15 protein-coding genes are annotated in these 17,665 nt (G+C 50.9%); 11 read left to right on the forward strand and 4 right to left on the reverse strand.

All coding sequences use genetic code 11. The features are described from left to right. Positions 1-2,447: CHAT domain-containing protein (locus H6F80_RS09405; protein ID WP_190791309.1), on the forward strand; the 2,447-nt coding region annotated here is incomplete at its 5' end. Between the two features lie 10 nt (positions 2,448-2,457). Here the strand turns inward: H6F80_RS09405 and H6F80_RS09410 are convergent. After that, the gene (locus H6F80_RS09410) at positions 2,458-2,925 is read right to left on the reverse strand and encodes a nucleoside 2-deoxyribosyltransferase (protein ID WP_190791310.1); all 468 of its coding nucleotides are present in this window, start codon (positions 2,923-2,925) and stop codon (positions 2,458-2,460) included. A 589-nt stretch (positions 2,926-3,514) separates the two neighbouring features. Between H6F80_RS09410 and rbp the strand changes: the two genes are divergently transcribed. The 5 genes from rbp (at position 3,515) to H6F80_RS09435 (ending at position 6,265) form a co-directional block, all read left to right on the forward strand. Beyond that, positions 3,515-3,835, forward strand: coding sequence for an RNA-binding regulator (gene rbp, locus H6F80_RS09415; RefSeq protein WP_190791311.1), 321 nt, complete (start codon positions 3,515-3,517; stop codon positions 3,833-3,835). A 138-nt stretch (positions 3,836-3,973) separates the two neighbouring features. Next, positions 3,974-4,162, forward strand: coding sequence for a 30S ribosomal protein S21 (gene rpsU / locus H6F80_RS09420; protein ID WP_190791312.1), 189 nt, complete (start codon positions 3,974-3,976; stop codon positions 4,160-4,162). Positions 4,163-4,225: 63 nt separating this feature from the next. Continuing rightward, positions 4,226-4,888, forward strand: coding sequence for an endonuclease III domain-containing protein (locus tag H6F80_RS09425; protein WP_347277851.1), 663 nt, complete (start codon positions 4,226-4,228; stop codon positions 4,886-4,888). A gap of 200 nt (positions 4,889-5,088) precedes the next feature. Continuing rightward, a complete protein-coding gene (locus H6F80_RS09430) occupies positions 5,089-5,613 on the forward strand; it encodes a hypothetical protein (protein WP_190791313.1) in 525 nt (174 codons plus the stop codon). A 301-nt stretch (positions 5,614-5,914) separates the two neighbouring features. Beyond that, the gene (locus tag H6F80_RS09435) at positions 5,915-6,265 is read left to right on the forward strand and encodes a hypothetical protein (protein ID WP_190791314.1); all 351 of its coding nucleotides are present in this window, start codon (positions 5,915-5,917) and stop codon (positions 6,263-6,265) included. 312 nt (positions 6,266-6,577) lie between these two features. Here H6F80_RS09435 and H6F80_RS09440 read toward each other — a convergent pair whose 3' ends face one another. Further along, positions 6,578-8,248 carry an alpha-amylase gene (locus H6F80_RS09440; protein ID WP_190791315.1) on the reverse strand — a complete coding sequence of 557 codons (1,671 nt, stop codon included), beginning with the start codon at positions 8,246-8,248 and terminating at the stop codon, positions 6,578-6,580. A 511-nt stretch (positions 8,249-8,759) separates the two neighbouring features. Between H6F80_RS09440 and H6F80_RS09445 the strand changes: the two genes are divergently transcribed. From H6F80_RS09445 to H6F80_RS09455, 3 genes are all read left to right on the forward strand, one after another. Continuing rightward, positions 8,760-8,960, forward strand: coding sequence for a hypothetical protein (locus H6F80_RS09445; RefSeq protein ID WP_190791316.1), 201 nt, complete (start codon positions 8,760-8,762; stop codon positions 8,958-8,960). A gap of 140 nt (positions 8,961-9,100) precedes the next feature. Beyond that, a complete protein-coding gene (locus tag H6F80_RS09450) occupies positions 9,101-9,298 on the forward strand; it encodes a hypothetical protein (protein WP_190791317.1) in 198 nt (65 codons plus the stop codon). After that, positions 9,295-9,687, forward strand: a complete 393-nt coding sequence (locus H6F80_RS09455) for a hypothetical protein (RefSeq protein WP_190791318.1) — start codon at positions 9,295-9,297, stop codon at positions 9,685-9,687. Before H6F80_RS09450 ends, H6F80_RS09455 begins: the two co-directional genes overlap by 4 nt. A 23-nt stretch (positions 9,688-9,710) precedes the next feature. On the opposite strand, the gene H6F80_RS09460 is transcribed toward H6F80_RS09455, so the two are convergent. Continuing rightward, positions 9,711-11,918 (reverse strand): DEAD/DEAH box helicase family protein, encoded by a 2,208-nt coding sequence (locus H6F80_RS09460; RefSeq protein WP_190791319.1) that lies wholly within the window; start codon positions 11,916-11,918, stop codon positions 9,711-9,713. A 266-nt stretch (positions 11,919-12,184) separates the two neighbouring features. Here H6F80_RS09460 and H6F80_RS09465 point away from each other — a divergent pair, with 266 nt between their 5' ends. Further along, complete coding sequence (locus H6F80_RS09465; protein WP_242067255.1) at positions 12,185-13,624, forward strand: proton extrusion protein PcxA; 1,440 nt, start codon at positions 12,185-12,187, stop codon at positions 13,622-13,624. Between the two features lie 108 nt (positions 13,625-13,732). Here H6F80_RS09465 and H6F80_RS09470 read toward each other — a convergent pair whose 3' ends face one another. Beyond that, positions 13,733-15,625 (reverse strand): EamA family transporter, encoded by a 1,893-nt coding sequence (locus tag H6F80_RS09470; protein WP_242067256.1) that lies wholly within the window; start codon positions 15,623-15,625, stop codon positions 13,733-13,735. Positions 15,626-16,020: 395 nt separating this feature from the next. On the opposite strand from H6F80_RS09470, the gene H6F80_RS09475 reads away from it, so the two are divergent. Beyond that, positions 16,021-17,361 carry a four-carbon acid sugar kinase family protein gene (locus H6F80_RS09475; RefSeq protein WP_190791320.1) on the forward strand — a complete coding sequence of 447 codons (1,341 nt, stop codon included), beginning with the start codon at positions 16,021-16,023 and terminating at the stop codon, positions 17,359-17,361. Positions 17,362-17,665: the final 304 nt, after the last annotated feature.

The following is a 17,665-nucleotide window of genomic DNA, read 5'->3' on the forward strand; positions in this document are numbered from 1 at the left end:
GAGACAGAACAGGAGGATTCTTTAGTCCCACATCGACCATTTTTACCAACGGACGCGATCTGACGATTTCTGGAGCCACGATCGCTACAGGCAACATTCTCACTCAGAGCGGGTTTGGTGAATTTGTAGGAGCTTCAGGCGATGTCACGCTGACCGCAACCGGAGACATTACAACAGGCGCAATTTCGACCGCAGCAGGGTTTGGTGCGCTTGCAGGGGATGTGACGATCGCCAGTTCGCAGGGCAATGTCACCGTCGAGACGATCGATGCTTCCAGTCCTTCTGGTGAAGCAGGGGATGTCGCAATTGCAGGCGATCGAGTGCAGCTTACAGGCACTTTGCCCACCGAGGAGGGAATCGCAGCCAGTATCGATGTCACCGGCGGCTTGGATGGCGGCGTACCGGGAACGATCGCCATTCAGTTTGCAGGCGGAGCTGAAAACCGCCCGTTTGTCGTCGGCACACCCGGAATCGCCGGGACTACCCTGAGCGGCAGTGCCGGAAGCCTTACTGCAGGACCAGGAGGCACGATCGCTTCAGGCAACTATACCGTCGCACCTGCCGGAAACACGCTCAATCCTGAACCTGCGATTGCGATCGCTTCAGTAAATGCCGCCCCCACGATTACGCCAGGAACCACTGCCCTAGCCACGCTGGTGGGTGAGCCGCTCTCGATTCCAGTCAGCAGTTTTGTCGCCGGAGTCACCGACCCCAACGGCGATGTGACACTGCTGCGGCTAACTTCCCTCCCACTCGAAGGAACCCTGACACTCAACGGAGTGCCCATTCTGCCGGGAACCCTGCTGGCTCCGACCGATACGCTGGTCTATACGCCGCCGCTTGATGTGCCTGCCATTTTGCCTGTGTTTGAAGTCGTTGCTGTGGATCTGGCGAACGGTGTGCCGTCTCTATCTAGCTCTGCACCGATCGCTGTTCAAGTCATGATTCGTAATCCTCCCACGCCCGGTCCCCGACCCAGACCAGGTCCCGATCCTCGACCCACGCCTGATCCTGATCCCGATCCTCGACCCACGCCTGATCCTGATCCCGATCCCCGCCCCCCTGACCCCAGGCCATCCCCCAGCCCGCTGCCCCCATCCCCATCCGAACCGCTAACATCTGCTGATCCGCGTGTGGATACTCCGCCACTGACCCAGCCTATTCCCCAGGTAACGCTGCCGCCAACCTTGATCGACACTGATCTACCCCGGCTAGAACGGCAGTATTCAAGTGACTTTGAGGACTATTTAGGGCTGCCGCCTCAGCCGATCGTTACCCTGGATCAAGCAAAGGAGCTGGCGCAGGATATCCAGCAAGCAACGGGCGAACAGCCTGCATTTATCTACATTTCTTTTGTGCCAGAAGGCATAAACCCACTGGCGATCGACCCATTGGCGGAAGAGAGCGATCAGCTTGATCTGGTAGTCGTGACCGCGCAAGGGTTAATCCGGCGGCGTGTTCCCGAGGCAACCCGATCGGCTCTGCTGAAACTTGCCCAAGACTTCCGCAGTGAGATTACCAACCCGCGCAATCTAGAAACCACCAGCTACCTGGCAGATGCTCAGCAGCTTTATCAATGGCTGATTACGCCGCTTGCCGATGAGCTGAAAACCCAGGGCATTACCAACCTCGTGTTTCTGCCCGATATGGGACTGCGATCGCTTCCCTTTGCGGCACTGCATGACGGACAACAGTTCTTAATCGAGCAGTACAGCGTCGGTTTAATGCCCAGCCTTAGCCTGACCGACACCCGTTACGTCGATGTCCGAGGAGCGCAACTGCTGGCAATGGGCATCTCAGAAAGTACTCAGGGACAAAACCCACTCCCTGTCGTTCCCACAGAACTCTCAACGCTGGTACTGCGGCTCTGGCAAGGCGGCAGAATTGTGCTGAATAATGATGCCACGATCGAAAATTTCAAGCAGGTTCGCCAGACCCAGCCCTTTGGCATTATTCACCTGGCAACTCATGCCGACTTCGTCCCCGGACCCATTACGAATTCCTACATCCAGTTCTGGGACGAGCGACTGCTAATGGATCAGGTGCGTCAGCTCCGCTGGAACGATCCGCCCGTGGAAATGCTGGTCTTAAGTGCCTGTCGAACCGCGCTGGGCAATGAACAGGCTGAACTCGGCTTTGCCGGACTTGCTGTGCAAACAGGCGTTAAATCTGCGGTGGCAAGCCTCTGGTTCGTCAATGACACCGCCACCGCTGCCCTGATGACCCGCTTCTACGACGCCCTCACGATCGCGCCCATCAAAGCCGAAGCCCTCCGCCAGGCGCAAATTGCAATGGTACGCGGACAAGTCACGATCGCCAATGGTCAAATCCAGGGTATCCCCGGCATTGGTAGCATCCCCCTCCCCCCAGGCGACAACAGCCTCAGCGGCTCCCTCTCCCATCCCTACTACTGGGCTGCCTTCACAATCATCGGAAACCCCTGGTAAAAACATCCCTTTACCGCTCCCCCCTCACCCACTGATACAACGCCTTCTCCGGCGCACTAATCTCCGCTACCGAAGTATAGTAATACCGCTGCCAATCGGCTTCCGGCAATCCGGCAAACACCATTAAGTTCAGCGGATACTGTTCGCTATCCGTGCAGCGGCGAAAATCATCTCGAAATAAAAAGATGGCTTTCTGAAGGGCGATCGCTATGCCTAGCTCGACCATGACCCCTTCATCCGGCGGCATTCCGTTCACGATTGCAAAAATGCCATCACACTGCTGCACATCTTTCAGGTCTGCCTGAGCCACCTGATATGCCCATCCCGGCTGGGAAAAATCAACCTGATTGTTGCGGCTAAACGGCTCCCACACCTCGACACCGATTGACTCCAGAGCAGAAACGATCGGCGGCAGCAGTAGATCGCGCTGTTGCTTGGAAAATCCATAGGGATTGGCAAGATAAATTGCTTTTGTCATGCTGTTTTTCAGCGTCCTGCTTCAGTAATTGGTTGTGATAGCCATTGGTTGTGATAACAAATCGGTAGCGATAGCTAGGGCATTAAACGACCTGCAAGCATCGAACATCCTCCCCATTCCCTAGCCCTGCTCGAGGACTGACCCTATCCCTATAAACAATCCTTTAAGACAAACAAAGTATTGATAATAGATTTAAACCATTCCCAGATTTACCGCGAATCGTCTGCCCTGCTCTCATCTAACTCAGGCCTAAACAAGGGGTAGTTATGAGGGCTACCTTTGAGCTAAATTCCCTAAGGGTTTTCCGCTTTAGGCTTTTTCAGGCTTTTATGGGGGAAGGCAGCTCTCTGCTGAATGATTCCTCTCCTCCCGTATCGCTCTCCTTTCTGTTTCCCCTGCTACGTCTTCTATCTCACAAAAGATACATTTGTTTACGAATAAATTTCACTTGAAGCGGGCATCTCAGGCTACTATAGGATTTGGGATTTGAGATAGTCGGTAGTTAGTTGTGCTTGTGCAAGATTGGATAAAGATTGACGGACAACACTCTGATTATTTGATTCTCTGCATTGGTTCTATGGAGTAGTTTATGTCAATCTATGTTGGCAACCTGTCCTATCAGGTTACTGAAGAGGACGTCACCACTGTTTTTGCTGAGTACGGTACGGTAAAGCGAGTTCAGCTTCCGGTCGATCGGGAAACAGGTCGGATGCGTGGTTTTGGTTTCGTAGAAATGTCTTCAGACGCTGAAGAACAGGCTGCGATCGATGCACTTGACGGCGCAGAGTGGATGGGACGCGATCTAAAAGTCAATAAGGCGAAGCCTCGCGAAGAACGCCCTGCAGGTGGCGGTGGCGGTTGGGGAGGAGGTGGTGGCAATCGCGGTGGACGGAACGATCGTCGCTATTAAGCCTTAAATTCCCCAAAATTGATAGTTTGAAGTTAAGAGCTTCTAGTAGGCTGAGACGATTGCCTCGCTCTGCTGGAAGCTCTTTATTCTGTGGTAAAACATGAACAAACATTTATATCAAAACAAGGAGAGGATTGCATGACTCAAGTGATTGTCGGCGAAAACGAAGGAATCGAGTCAGCCCTGCGTCGCTTTAAGCGGCAGGTGTCTAGAGCCGATATTTTTGCCGACATGAAGAAGAATCGCCACTTTGAAACACCGCTCGAAAAAGAAAAGCGCAAAGCCATTGCCCGACGCAAGCAGAGACGGTTCCGGCGCAAGGCTTAGTTCATAGTGAGTCTGTAATCTGTAACAGCAATCTGTAACAGTCATCGGTAGCAAGACTCGATCGTGACTGAAAAGCAGCCGTTTGAAATTGACGAAGTGATCGATCGCCTGCGGCAGGCAGTCTCTTCCTTTCCTAAGGCTGCGATGTTTGAGTTGGCAGCACAGGGTTATAATTCGCCGTTTGAGCAGTTAATTTCCTGTATCATCTCGATTCGCACCTATGACGAGGTCAGTTTGCCTACCGCAAAACGGCTGTTCGATCGCGCTCGCACTCCAGCGGAAATGGTTCAGCTTAGCGTGGCAGAAATCGATCGGCTGATTCAAAGAAGCACCTACCACGACGCAAAAGCGCAGCAAATTTGGGATATTGCCGATCGAATTGTGCGTGAATATGGCGGTGAGTTGCCCTGCGATGAGCAGGTTTTTTTGTCGTTTAAAGGGATCGGGGCAAAGTGTGCCCATCTTGCCCTCGGTATTGCCTGCGAGCAGCCCTACATCAGCGTCGATATCCATGTGCATCGCGTCACCAATCGCTGGGGCTATGTCCAAAGCCGCACGCCCGAAAAAACGCTGGCAGCCCTGGAAGCAAAACTACCCCAGCAATACTGGATCGAGATTAATGCGCTGCTAGTTCCCTTCGGCAAGCACATTTGTACCGGGAATGCCCCGAAATGTCCTAAATGCCCGTTGCTGTCGATGTGTCAGCAGGTGGGAGTTGAGGGGTAGAGGGGTGGATGGGCGAGAGGGAGAGTAGGGAGAGGGGGAGCGAAGAACTGCTGAACTTGAGACACTACGCTTTTATGAGTTTCCTCTAGATCCTGGGTAGACTACTCAATGAGTGTGCTATGGATGCTCGTGAAGCCCGAGTTACAGTCGTTTTACCCAATTTCTTTGGGGCTGATCGAAGCTGAAAAGGATCTGAGAGTATGTCTGAATCTTTGCCTAAAACATATTCACGCTTCTATGCTTTTATCATTTCTACCAATCTCGCTATATTTCTTCTCCTCGCGTTTTGGCTATGGCAGTATTGGCACGATGGACTAATTGCGAGTGTTGATGTTGATAGCTTCTTTAATCGCAGGGTGAGCTTTTCAATTCTCAATAAGTATGTTTTTGAACCTTATATTTTAGATTCTCTTCTTGTTCTTGCCATTGCGTTTTTGGGACTAGGTTCTTTAGTGTCAATTATTACTAAAAAGCTTGCAATTGCCTATGCTTTTCTCTCTATTCACTCTGTTGTAGTATTCATTACCTGTGTATTAATACAATCAAAAATTGATGTATTACATATTTGGAGAAGTGCCTTAGTTTCAGCGTCAGTTATAACTTGCTTGTCGGGCAACTCCAGGCGTGAACAAGAAAATGAGAATCAGGATTTTGACAAAACCTTTCTATCAGTAATGCAAATTATCTGTCTTCTATTGTTTATGCTGAACGTTTTTAGCTACTAGCCTTTTGACAATAGAGCTAATGGATTAGAGAAGCATTGACTCAAATGCTCTTTCTCCGGTTAACCTGATTCGCTGAAATCACACAAGCAGACCTTAAAGATTTCAAAGAATCAAAACTATAAATTTTGATGCTCACAGCTTTTGATGCTTCTTTATCAAGACTAGAAAAGAAAGTAAGAGTATGTTTGAATCGTTGCCTGGAAAGTCTTCTCGCTTTTCTATTCTGCTTATTATTACCAATCTTAGTATCTTGACCCTTCTCCTATTTTGGCTATGGCGATATTGGCATAGTGGAATGATTGTGGCTGAAGCATCTAATGTTGATGGCTTCTTCGATCGTCAAGCTCAGTTATTGAAAATTTCCAACGAGTTCATTTTTGAGCCTTACGTTTTTGATTTTGTGTTTATTCTTATTCCCTCATTGATTATTTTTTTGGGCTATGGAATAGCAGAGGAAACGAAAAGGCTTGCTATTGCCAATATTCTTTTTACAATTCACTCAGTACTTGTACTCGTCGCCTGTATCTTTATCCAATCAAAGATTGGTGTGGTGCATCTATGGACAAGCACTGTATTGTCAGCGGTTTGTCAAAATAGTTTATCCTCTTACTTCATAGATAGAAAAAAGCTGAGAACCAGGATTTTGATATAACTTTTTTACAGATATTATGGATTATTGCACTCTTAACTTTCATCCTGTCAATCTATAGTTTAGTCATCCACTTTACAAGTTGACGAATAACAGAGCCGCTGGAATCTATTCGCTTCCTCAACGGCTCCTTTAATTATCTGGATTCGCGAAATTTGTCCTGCAAACAGATGGGACTTTAACTTTGGTGTCCAGGTTCAGCCTGGATAATCTCCCAGATACAGCTCTGCCGCTGATTTAATCCTGTAGCAGAGCCGCCTAATGAGCATTCCAACGCAGAGCATTGGCGCGAGGAACCCGAAGCCCCTGACCCGCTCACTCACCCACCCGAATCTCGATCGGTAATCCTGTCAGACAAGACAACAAAGGATCTCTCTCCACCCAGACGGACACCGATCCACCGTTACAGCGAAACTCGCCCCAGCCGTCCTGGTTTGTGCGAACGGGTTCTTTGATATGTTCGGTGATGTCGTAAAAGGTGGTGTTAGGTTTGCCGACTTCCATCCATTTGCTGCCGTCGGGACCGTCGCTCATAATCACTGCCATTGCACCAGGGTGCTGCTCAGAGCCGAGTCGCGTCCAGCCGATGATGTCCCAGTGATCGAAGTAGTCGTACTGCGCTCCGTAGGCGAAATATTGACGGGCAAACAGAAAGCGATCGATCAGCCAGCGGTGGGAGTCCAGCCAAATTTCATGCTCGTTGCCGTCTCGTCCTTTATCCCGGTAATGTGCGCCGTAGTAGTCTGCATAAAAAATGCAGGGATAGCCTTCCGCCCGCAGCAGAATAACCGCGTAGGCAAGTGGCTTAAACCAGGATTCCACTATAGATTCGAGTGCTTGTAAGGGCTGCGTGTCGTGGTTATCGACTAGGGTGACGGCAAACATGGGCAGGTGCTTCATCAGCGTGTTGTCCAGGATCGATCGCATATCGTAGTTTCCACCCGATAGACTGGCGCGATGAAAGTTGTAGTGCAGCGGCACATCAAATAAATTTAGCCTCCCGCCTGCGTTGCCGATATACCAGCTCAGGGAGCCGAAGTCTTCTGTCCAGTATTCCCCGACGCAAAACAGATCTTTCTCTGCGTAATGCTCTAGGTGATCCAGCCAGTCGCTAAAGAAATCGCCGTTGATGTGTTTAATTGCATCCAGCCGGAAGCCGTCCAGTCCTACAGTGTTCATCAGCCACTCGCCCCAGTATTTCAGCTCACCCCGCACCTCAGGATGATTCATATCCAGGTCGCAGCCCATCAAATAGTCATAGTTGCCCTGGCGCAGATCGACTTTGGTATCAAAACTTTTGCCCTTAACCTGATAAACAGCGCGGTAGCCCGGATTGCCGTCGTCATAGTCCAGTGCGTCAAAGTGCCACCAGTGCCATTTCATTGAGGAATACTTATCGCCCCGACCGGGAAAGCTAAATTCTGTCCAGCCGCGAATGGTTCTCTCGCCGTCGATCGGGCAGTTGCGATCGCTCCGGTCGTAGGGCACCACTTCAAACTCTTCCGTGCAGTCTGCGCCCATCTTGTGGTTAAACACTACGTCTGCATAAGCCTGCATTCCGGCTCGCTGAATTGCTTTCACAGCAGCAACGTATTCGTCTTTCGTGCCGTACTTAGTACGGGTGCTTTTGCTCTGGTTAAATTCTCCCAGGTCGTACAGGTCATAAATGCCGTAGCCCACATCGTTTTCTCCCTCCATTGCTTTGCAGGCGGGCGGCATCCAGATGGCGGTTATTCCTGCCTTGGCAAGCTCCTGGGCGCGATCGGCAAGCTGATTCCAGTGAGTGCCATCTGAAGGCAGATACCAGTGGAACCACTGCATCATCGTGCCGTTAAACTCTGCGCCTGGTTTACGGGCAGCAAGGCAATCGATATTGCGTTCCAGCCATTCTTGAAGCGATTGAGTGGCAGTTTCAACGACTTCAGGGGTCAGATCTTTGCCCAATTGATGAAATCGCTGTTCAAGCTGTTGAAATACGTTCGTCATTGGATTAGTGCCCAGAGATAGTTTTGAAAGCCTTTATTTTCGAGCTTTAAAGTGATTCAGCGAACTGGGACGAGGTTCCAGGAAAAAATTCACTCTCATCATCCCAGCCTTAATCTCGATCGAGAATAAACTTCCAAAAGTTTTCCTCAAGCAGGCTAAAGCAGTCCGCAGCAGAGGGTTCAATTTCTCCAGAAAAGGCGGTTTAAGAGGCAACTCCAAACTTTTCAATCCTCCTTATTCTCTCAGTAGCTTGTTTGGGAAACCACGGTAGTGTAAGGGGTAATTCTGGGCAAGATGAGGCTATGCCTAATTTGGGATGCAATTGTAATATCTATTGACTGGATGAGATGGATTTGAGGCTTGAGAGAGACGGAAGCTCAATTCCAGATCCGTCAAAATCAAGCCAGGTTAAAGGATAGGCGCAGGGAAATTAGATTTCTGCAAATTTTACCAATCAACCTAATTTTCAAGTCCGCACATTACCTGAACCAACCCAAGGAGAACAAATGCCATGAGCGATGGATCGATCGTACAAGTGTCTGCCTACCCCGGATGGATCGTAGGCGTGAGCCGATCGGCTCTAATGGATAGCTATTTGTGCTGGGTGATTGATCCAGACCTGACCCTGCTAAACGATGGCAGAGAATACGAAACCAGCAATGCTGCGATGATGGCAGGCCGCGCTTATGTTGAGCGAAACTTAGTAGTTTAATTTCGGCAAACTTTCAGCAACAATCGAACGATCAAGAAAAGTTTCAGATTATTAAGTCTCAGAGACAGTTAATCTATCTGTGAGACAAACAGCGATGGAGCGGGAACGTTAACTTTACTAGCTTCCCGGATTGTATCGCAATGAGTCGTCACTTTCAGGTTGAAGCGGCAAAACGTACACCGCACTATTGGATTGTTTTGCCTACCCAAATTCCCAGTGCTTGCCGAGTTTGTATTGTCGAGCTGGCCTGGGCAGCGTTTACACTTCATCAGCATCAGGCGGAGTCTTCTCCTACCTTGCTGAGCCAGCATTTAATCGCGCAGGGATCGCCCTTATGAAGCGATCGTCCCTGTTCGGTCTGTCTCAAATTTTTGGCTATGCTGCTTTGACGGGTGTTTTCATTGCCCAGGCAGCTAAGCCTTTGCTGGGAGTGCTATCCGCTCCGGTCAGCATTGGTTCTGGCGAAATCTTAGCGGATGGACTGCGGCTGATTGGACTGGTGCTTTATTTTGTCATTGTGGTCACTATCGGGGAATGGATTGTGAAGCCGCTGGTTGTCAGTCCTTTAACCAGCCAAAAGATACGGCTCATGCAGCAGCTTTGCGCCTCTGGTTGGGACAGGCAGCACGCTGGATCGCTCTTAGCAGTCTGGGTTTACCTTAGTCTGACGATCGGGATTAGCGTTAATCTGGGGTTGGAACTGGCAATTTTAAGCTCAGTTTCCTAAAATGCTTAAGTCTTACGAGGCTTTTAGGCATTGATCGGTCTTTCAAGGATTTGTCCTGCGGTGACGGGCAGTGCGGCATTCACCAGCGTCAGCAAATTTCCTGCCTGTTCTTGTCCATTCGCTGCCAGTTCACTGTGGCAGAGATAAACCCGACTGGTTGCCCGATGAAGTAAATCAAATACCTGTCGCTGAAGTCGCTGCACATTGGCTTCTAGCTCATCTGCGGTTGTCCAGGCTCCGAGTCGCTTTCTTAGAAAAATGGGTGCACCAAACAGTCCGCTCCCGCCTGATAGCCAGAAGGGTGAGCCGGCATCAAGCCAGAACTGCCAGCGATGAAAGCGTCGATCGTTTCGATATTGATAGATTGTGGCGATCGTAACCGCTTGAGCGGCTTTGCCGATCGGTCTAGAGGGAAAAGGGTCTGCAGTAATTGTGCCTTCGCGTAAGAGCTGAATGAATTGCCCCACCGAGAGCGACACCAGGACTTCTGAGGCATTGAACGACTGGAGGCGAGTAGCCACTTCCCAGTAATGCTGAGCGGTTTCCATCAGTTCGCGCAGGGCGGCAAGCTGGTCATAGGGCAAATGACTGCCGCCAAAAAAGAATTTTTGAATGGCGCGATCGAGCAACACAACGGGACTCGTGATCATGCGCTGCTGCTGCTGCTGTTTTTGCGACTCGACCCACTGCACCAGATCTTCATAGGCGCGAGTTGCCTGAAAGCCTAACCGATCCCAGCGAGGCAGCACGGTTGCCGGAAGCAGATGGGGGCGATCGAAATCGGGCACAAAACAGTGGTCGGTCAGCAGCCCAGCTCGAACGGGATCAATTCGCGGCATAAAGGTGGTTGAGCTGCCCGAATCGGACTGACTCAAGGGTTCAACTTCCAGTGCGCTGATTGGCTCGGTATAAACAGAGTTGGGAACCTGGCTTAACAGCACCAGCATTTCAGCGATCGACTCCCGGTTGAGCAATCGTCCTAAGCCGGGGTAAACCAGTGCCAGCAGAGTCAACAATGCCTGAATCAGCGGCGAACTGGCAAGCGGATGCTGGTCGTGGAGCGAGGCAACGGGAATTCCCTGACTGGTGAGAATTTCGCGCAGCGTGTAGCGGGCGATCGGGTCTACTCCAGGCGCGATCACAGCAACATCCTGGGGCCGAACCTCGCCTTTATGAATTGCAGCCGCAATTTCTTCAGCAGTATGGCGCAAAAGCTGTCCTCTCGCCGCCGTTTGGATTGTACGAATGCAGTCTGGCAACTGCGGCAGCAGTAAAGGTTCACGCACCCACTCCATCACCGACCGTCCCCAGGTTGCACCAATGCAACGATTGGCATCTGCAAATAGGGTTTCGTTCTGGCAGCGATGGGCAAGCTCTGCAAAATATTGGGGATCGGCTCCCAATCCCAGGCGAATTCCGCCTTCAGGATTAAATGTAAAGGTTCCCGGAATGCTGCAATGCTTCGCCGTTCCCGCTGCGGGAGGATCAAGCAGCAGTTCAAATAGGGTGCGGGCGACTGCTGGATATTCGTCTACGTCATCGGCAAACACAGCATAGTAGCGGCTAGTTAAGTGCTGCCGATAAATCGGGTGGGGCAGCAGATATCGCCAGTACAGTTCGGTGATAATTCCATAGGTGAGCAGTCCACGGGCTAGACACCAATCCCACCACTGCTGGATCGCTTCGCCAATTGCCTCCCATGAATCTCGTGAATCTAAAGAACCTTCCTGTTCGGCAAATCCTTCTTTCAGCAAAAAAGCAATGTCTTCATGGGGTGTACCGCTAAACGCCGCAAGCTGAAGCAGGTCAAGCGATCGACGCACAAGGTCATAGTCGCGCATTCCCGTTTGGCGCAATCGACCCGACGCTAAATTGGGTTGCCAAAGGCGGGTCGCTAATTCCTGCTCGGTTTCCGGGCGCAGCCGCAAGGGAAATAAGGTTTTCAGCCCAAGCTGTTCTGCCAGCAGAGGAAAAAATAGCCGCACTTCGTCCTGAAAAAAGCCCAACGGCGTCACCGAGTCAAATCGATATTTGCCCTGTGTCGCAGCGGCAATGCGATCAGCAAGATCGAGCCGATTATCGCCGATCGCCGCAAAGACTAGCGCAGTCTGTCGTGCCTGAGTCCGGTCTCGCTGCCAGTTTGCCTCTGCTGCCTGGGTAAACTGCTGGATGAGTCGGGTGGTCTTTCCACTGCCCGTTACACCCGAAATCCAAATAGAATCAAGAGACACGAATCGCTCCTCAGGGGCTTGGTATCATCATTTCTAATCTAACGTTAGAATAAACGATCGTTTGGATTCACTGGTTGATCCGTAGCGTTGATACCTAACCCGATCGCCCTAAAGCAGAACCTGCCTCACATCACTGCTCCAGAAGCACCTGAAGTTTGAGTTGGTTCTTTTGAAACCAGCTAATTTATAAAGCAAATCGATCGTTAAAACTGCTGTTCAACCCGTTCTGCTGCCTTTTCAACGATCCTGAATCCGCACTTCGCATCATGTCAGACGATCCTATTGCCCCAATGAGAAATTCGGCTTTTGCATCTTTCAAGGAGTATTTTCGCTCTGCTAATCGCTGGCTGCAAAAAACTCCCGAACGCGCCCTCGATCAGGCCTACGAAGCGGCACTTGCCATCAAAGCATTAGAAGACGCTCACTTTGATGGAAATCCAATTTCGCTTGAAAACGGTGACTATAGCCAAAGTGCCAGAACTTATCTTAAAGAAGAGCTAAAAAAGTATCTTGATATTATTAGAATCCGTTTATTTGAGTTCAAAGCAAGCAGCTCGATCGTCCGTCTTTCAAATCAAACCATTACCGAAGTTCAACTCGAAGAAAACAGCAGTAATTACTCTCCTGGTGAACTGCAAAGTAATCGTCTTACCGTAAATGTAATCGATCGCCCTAATTTAATTCTCAAAAAGCTGCGCTTTATTGATGAAGTGCTGGCACCGTACAGCAATCCTGAGCCAAATCCCGGTTCAGTGATGATTGTGACCAATGCTCAGCCCAATCCTCCTCAGCTCAGCAACGCTCAACCCAAAACCGAGCAGAAGCTGAGTCAGACCGAGCCGCCGATCGTGTCTCCGGGAAATCAACTGCCCAAGCGGGCTGCCAAGCGAGATATGAAGTCCCTGACGGATAAAACCGGGGTACTGCCGCGATCGATTCTGGAGACGGTCGATCGGGTTCGGCGAGAGCTTGATCCTGAAGCAGAGCAAGAACTCGTCCGGGATTTTCGCAAATCAAAATCTCGCACGATCACCGCAATCCGATTTGTTTTGCTGCTGATTATTATTCCGCTCTTAACCCTGCAACTCGCCAAAAATTTTATTGTTGGTCCGATCGTCGATGGCTACCGGGCTGGTAACGAGCAGGTTCAGGTGTTTCTCAACGAGGAGTTAGAAGATGAAGCACTGAACGAACTTCAGCGATTTGAACAGCGAATTCGGTTTGAAATTTTGATTGGTAAAGAGGAGCCTAAAACCGAGGAAGAAATCGTGGAGCAGGTGCGCGATCGAGCGGCTGAAATTCAGCAGGACTATCGGGATCGCGGCTCGGATGCAATCAAGAATGTGTTTGCTGATTTGTTTGGGGTGATGGCGTTTGCCGTAATAATTGCAACCGGAAAGCGCGAAATTGCTGTGCTGAAATCCTTTATGGATCAGCTTGTTTATGGCTTAAGCGACAGTGCTAAAGCGTTTATCATCATCCTGTTTACCGATACCTTCGTCGGCTTTCACTCCCCTCACGGTTGGGAAGTGATTCTCGAAGGGGTTTCCCGACACTTTGGGCTGCCCGCAAACCGCGATTTTATCTTCCTGTTTATTGCCACTTTTCCGGTGATTCTCGACACGATTTTCAAATACTGGATCTTCCGCTATCTGAATCGCGTTTCGCCTTCCGCGGTGGCAACTTATCGCACCATGAACGAGTAATGATAAACGAGTGATAAGCTGCTTAAGAAGCCGCAAGTATCTATATTACCCCCTAAAAATTGCCCCCTAAATCCCCCGATGCTGAGGGACTTTGAAGTACCCAAATTCCTAGCTGACCTGACTAGAGGGTTTAGGTTGGCGAGTGGTTCGATTTTGTAGCAGCATTCGTTCAAAGCTGAGGGCAGTGACACCGAGCGTTACAATCAGTATTCCCAGGATCTGGACGCTTTGCAAGGCAGTGTGTCTGCCGGGAGTGAGCAAAAATGCCAGAAATGCGGTGAGCGCAGGACCACTCGCGGCAATAATCGACGCTCTGGCTGCCCCCATAAACCGCACGCCAAAGTTATTCAACAAATAGCCTGCCAGCGTCAGTCCGCCCAGCAGCAGTCCAGCGATCGCCAGCCCGGTGCGATTGGTTGGGGCAACTTCAACGCCCAGCACAATGAGACTAACGCTGGAAAAAATAAAAATGCTGGAGAACTGGATCAGGCTGACCGGAACCGGGTGCAGCTTGCGGAAGCTAACTTGCATCGAAATTAGGTAGAACGCAAACGCAATACCTGAAAATACTGCGGTCAAAATGCCATTCCAGGAAACGCCCGCCGTCCCTAGTTTGGGAGCAGCCGTAAACACAACGCCCGACAGAATCGCTGCCATCACCAGCAGCCGGAGCCGTGTGGGTCGATCGCCAAATAAATACCATGCTAGCGGCACCGTTGCCAGGGGATACATAAACAGAACCGTGACGGCAACACCAGGGCCAATTTGACCGATCGCAATATAAATCAAAACCTGTGACAGAAACAGGAAAAACCCGCTTCCCAGAACGCTGCCTAGCAATATTCGATCTTTTGACTGAAAGAAGCCCCGAATCTCGTGCCAGGTATTTTTATATAGTCTGGGGGCAAGCCACACCATCAAGGGCACGACCACCAGCATCCGCATCCACAAAATTAGCAGCGAACTGCCAAACCCGTTCAACTTAATAAAACCGCCGATCGGAATCAAGCCAAACAAGCGGCTGGGATTGCTCACAATGCCAACAAGAACGTTGTGCAACGACAGCGACAGCGTGGAGAGCAAAATCAGCAGGAGTCCCATTTGAAAATGAGACAAACGACGCGGATCGGCAGGAGAGCGAAGCGGAACCATCACCGGCTCAGGTGCGACTGCTGGAGGCGTGGGCAGCAAAGACGTTCCCTGCAAAGGCACAGGCTCAGGCACTCGTTCAGGAGCCGGGGCAGCATAGGGATTCTCGATCGGTTCAAACGGATTTGCTTCTGGATTCGGCAACGATTCAGCCGTAAACGGAGTAGGCGAAACAGAAAGATGAGCGGGAGGACTGGCAGGAATTGCGCCACTGCGGGTCATTTCAAGCTGAAGCTGCTGACTGATGCGCTTAACCAGCACTTCCAGAATTACTTCTCCCTGCTGACCCAGGTTGTGCATTCGATCGATCTGCTGCGACAAGGCACTTTCGTAGCTCGACAAGTCATGCTTGAGTGTTGAAAAGGTGCGATTTACCGTTTCATCCAGCGACACCATCAAGCGGTTTGCCTCTATGGATTCGATCGCGCCATTGCTCGAAATTCGTGGCAGACTGGGTCCCGAAGCGTCTTGCTGAACTTGCTGAACCGTCACCATCTGATTAATTCGCTGACTGAGGGCAGCGTGAAGATGATTTGCCAGGGTGAGAGCGAGTTGTTTTGCCCAGGTTTGCTGTTGGGCAAGCTGATGGCGAGAAAGGGCAACTTCGTACTGAGATTCCAGCATTTGCTGCTGATTTTGCAGCTTTTCAATATCGTTTAATAAGCGCGATTTTTCTGCCTGCAAGCGGCGGACATCGTGACTCATTTGAGCGATCAGGTCTTGCTGGAGGCTGCGAAGATCCTGCGTCATGGTTTGCAGCACATCTTCTGCGTCGCTGGAATGGCGCGATGCTGCCTGAGATTCGTTTTCCTGCGACCCCATTTCTGCGGATCGATCGTTCAGTTGCCCCATGCCTCTTGCAACCTCTTATATAAACTTGCGCTGTCCCTGATTGTTCCTTTAATCCAGGGCGATGCCCGTTGGGGAATCATACCCGATCGGCAAAGCAGAAATACCCTACCCGATCGGTCAATTGACAGAGATGATAGCTCTAAAGCAGCGAAATGAACGGTATCACACCTGAGAATTTACGTTTGAAACGCAACCTGCTGTAAAGCGATCGCTCATTCCCCGTCCATCCTAAAGCCTCTCCGACCACAGTTTGCCCACTTCACCCCCTTCTTATCACTTTCTCTCACCCCCTCCATTTCATCTCCTCACCCCCTTCCCCCCTCATATACTCATTCACTCATCCACTCCCTCAATTCACGCCATAATAAACCTGCTCTACGCCACAAAAAATTGCGATGACCTCAAAGCCCAAAATAAAGCCCAAAATTGTTGTGTTGGACGACGATCCAACTGGGTCGCAGACCGTTCATGGCTGTTTACTGTTGATGAAATGGGACGTAGAGACGCTGCGATCGGGCTTAGCCGACGAGTCCCCCATTTTCTTTGTGCTGACCAACACCAGGGCACTCACTCCAGAGAAAGCACTCTCCACCACGCGAGAAGTTTGCCAAAATCTGAAACAGGCAATTGCAGAAGCAGGCGTTCAAGATTTCCTGGTGGTTAGCCGATCGGACTCCACCCTGCGCGGACATTACCCGATCGAAACCGATGCGATCGCTGAGGAGCTGGGTCCGTTTGATGCCCATTTCCTCACGCCAGCTTTTTTTGAGGGCGGACGATTCACCCGCGACAGCGTGCATTATCTGGTGGTGAATGACGTACCCACTCCGGTTCACGAAACCGAGTTTGCGAAAGATTCAGTGTTTGGCTATCGGCACAGCTATTTGCCGGACTACGTGGAAGAAAAAACCAGGGGACGCATTCCTGCCTCGCAGGTCGATCGCTTTTTGCTGGCGGATATTCGATTGGGAACGCTCGATCGCCTGATGCAGCTTCAGGATAATCAGTGTGTTGTCGTTGATGCTGAAACGCAGGCAGACCTGAATCAGTTTGCCACCGATGTGCTGCAAGCCGCCCGTCAGGGAAAGCGATTTCTGTTTCGGAGTGCTGCCAGCCTGCTCACTGCTCTTGCTGCCCTACCGCCCCAAGCCGTCGCGTCGGAGGACATGGCAGCCTATGTGCGGGATGGAAAACCGGGCGCAGTGATCGTCGGTTCCCATGTGAAAAAAACCACTGAGCAGCTCGAAGACCTGCTAAAAGCCCCTGGAGTTGAAGCGATCGAAGTCGATGTCGTTCATCTCCTGGAAGGATCCGCGATGGAGCGTGCCGAGCTATTGCAGCAAACGCTCGATCGCGCTCATCAAGCACACCAGGCAGGCAAAACGCCCGTCATCTACACTAGCCGCCAAGAATTAACCTTTGCCGATATTCAAACCCGCCTCGATTTCGGCATTGCCGTTTCAGCCCTGCTGATGGACATCGAAAAAGGATTACCAGAGACGATCGGCTTCCTGATCAGCAAAGGCGGCATCACCTCAAACGACACCCTCAGCACCGGGCTGGCACTCACCACCGCTCGACTATTGGGGCAAATTCTGCCCGGAGTCTCCGTTGTCCGCACCTCTGCCGATCATCCCCGCTTTCCCCAGCTTCCCGTCGTTCTGTTTCCTGGCAACGTCGGCGATCGAGCAGCACTGGCAGAAGTGTATCGGCGACTCAGCAAACAGGAACCTTAACCCAGCCCGACCCACTTCTAAAATAAACTTGCTCATCCATCCTCAAAGCGTTCAAGACGCAGCAATCTCCAAACAACGCTTGCCCTACAATCTTGAACGAACAATCTATCCCCTCCCCCATCCACCCCCTCCCCACTCCCCCTTCCCCACTTTTTCCTGCTAATCTTTAACTGTCTTAACGGACTCACGCTGCATGAACTCAGATTTTCCAGTTTCCGCTCCACTGTCAGGGGATGGCGTAACGAAGGCAATACCACTTGCCCGATGGCTTCATGGGAATGCTGTTTGGCAAGGGTACATAAAC

Origin of the sequence: Leptolyngbya sp. FACHB-711, assembly GCF_014695615.1 — a bacterium.
GTDB lineage: Bacteria > Cyanobacteriota > Cyanobacteriia > Elainellales > Elainellaceae > Leptolyngbya_A.

Excerpts from the sequence above, each read along its gene's own strand:
- H6F80_RS09410 (WP_190791310.1), bottom strand. The coding sequence starts at position 2,925 with ATGACAAAAGCAATTTATCTTGCCAATCCCTATGGATTTTCCAAGCAA.
- rbp (WP_190791311.1), top strand. The coding sequence starts at position 3,515 with ATGTCAATCTATGTTGGCAACCTGTCCTATCAGGTTACTGAAGAGGAC.
- rpsU (WP_190791312.1), top strand. The coding sequence starts at position 3,974 with ATGACTCAAGTGATTGTCGGCGAAAACGAAGGAATCGAGTCAGCCCTG.
- H6F80_RS09430 (WP_190791313.1), top strand. The coding sequence starts at position 5,089 with ATGTCTGAATCTTTGCCTAAAACATATTCACGCTTCTATGCTTTTATC.
- H6F80_RS09440 (WP_190791315.1), bottom strand. The coding sequence starts at position 8,248 with ATGACGAACGTATTTCAACAGCTTGAACAGCGATTTCATCAATTGGGC.
- H6F80_RS09445 (WP_190791316.1), top strand. The coding sequence starts at position 8,760 with ATGAGCGATGGATCGATCGTACAAGTGTCTGCCTACCCCGGATGGATC.
- H6F80_RS09450 (WP_190791317.1), top strand. The coding sequence starts at position 9,101 with ATGAGTCGTCACTTTCAGGTTGAAGCGGCAAAACGTACACCGCACTAT.
- H6F80_RS09455 (WP_190791318.1), top strand. The coding sequence starts at position 9,295 with ATGAAGCGATCGTCCCTGTTCGGTCTGTCTCAAATTTTTGGCTATGCT.
- H6F80_RS09465 (WP_242067255.1), top strand. The coding sequence starts at position 12,185 with ATGTCAGACGATCCTATTGCCCCAATGAGAAATTCGGCTTTTGCATCT.
- H6F80_RS09470 (WP_242067256.1), bottom strand. The coding sequence starts at position 15,625 with ATGGGGCAACTGAACGATCGATCCGCAGAAATGGGGTCGCAGGAAAAC.
- H6F80_RS09475 (WP_190791320.1), top strand. The coding sequence starts at position 16,021 with ATGACCTCAAAGCCCAAAATAAAGCCCAAAATTGTTGTGTTGGACGAC.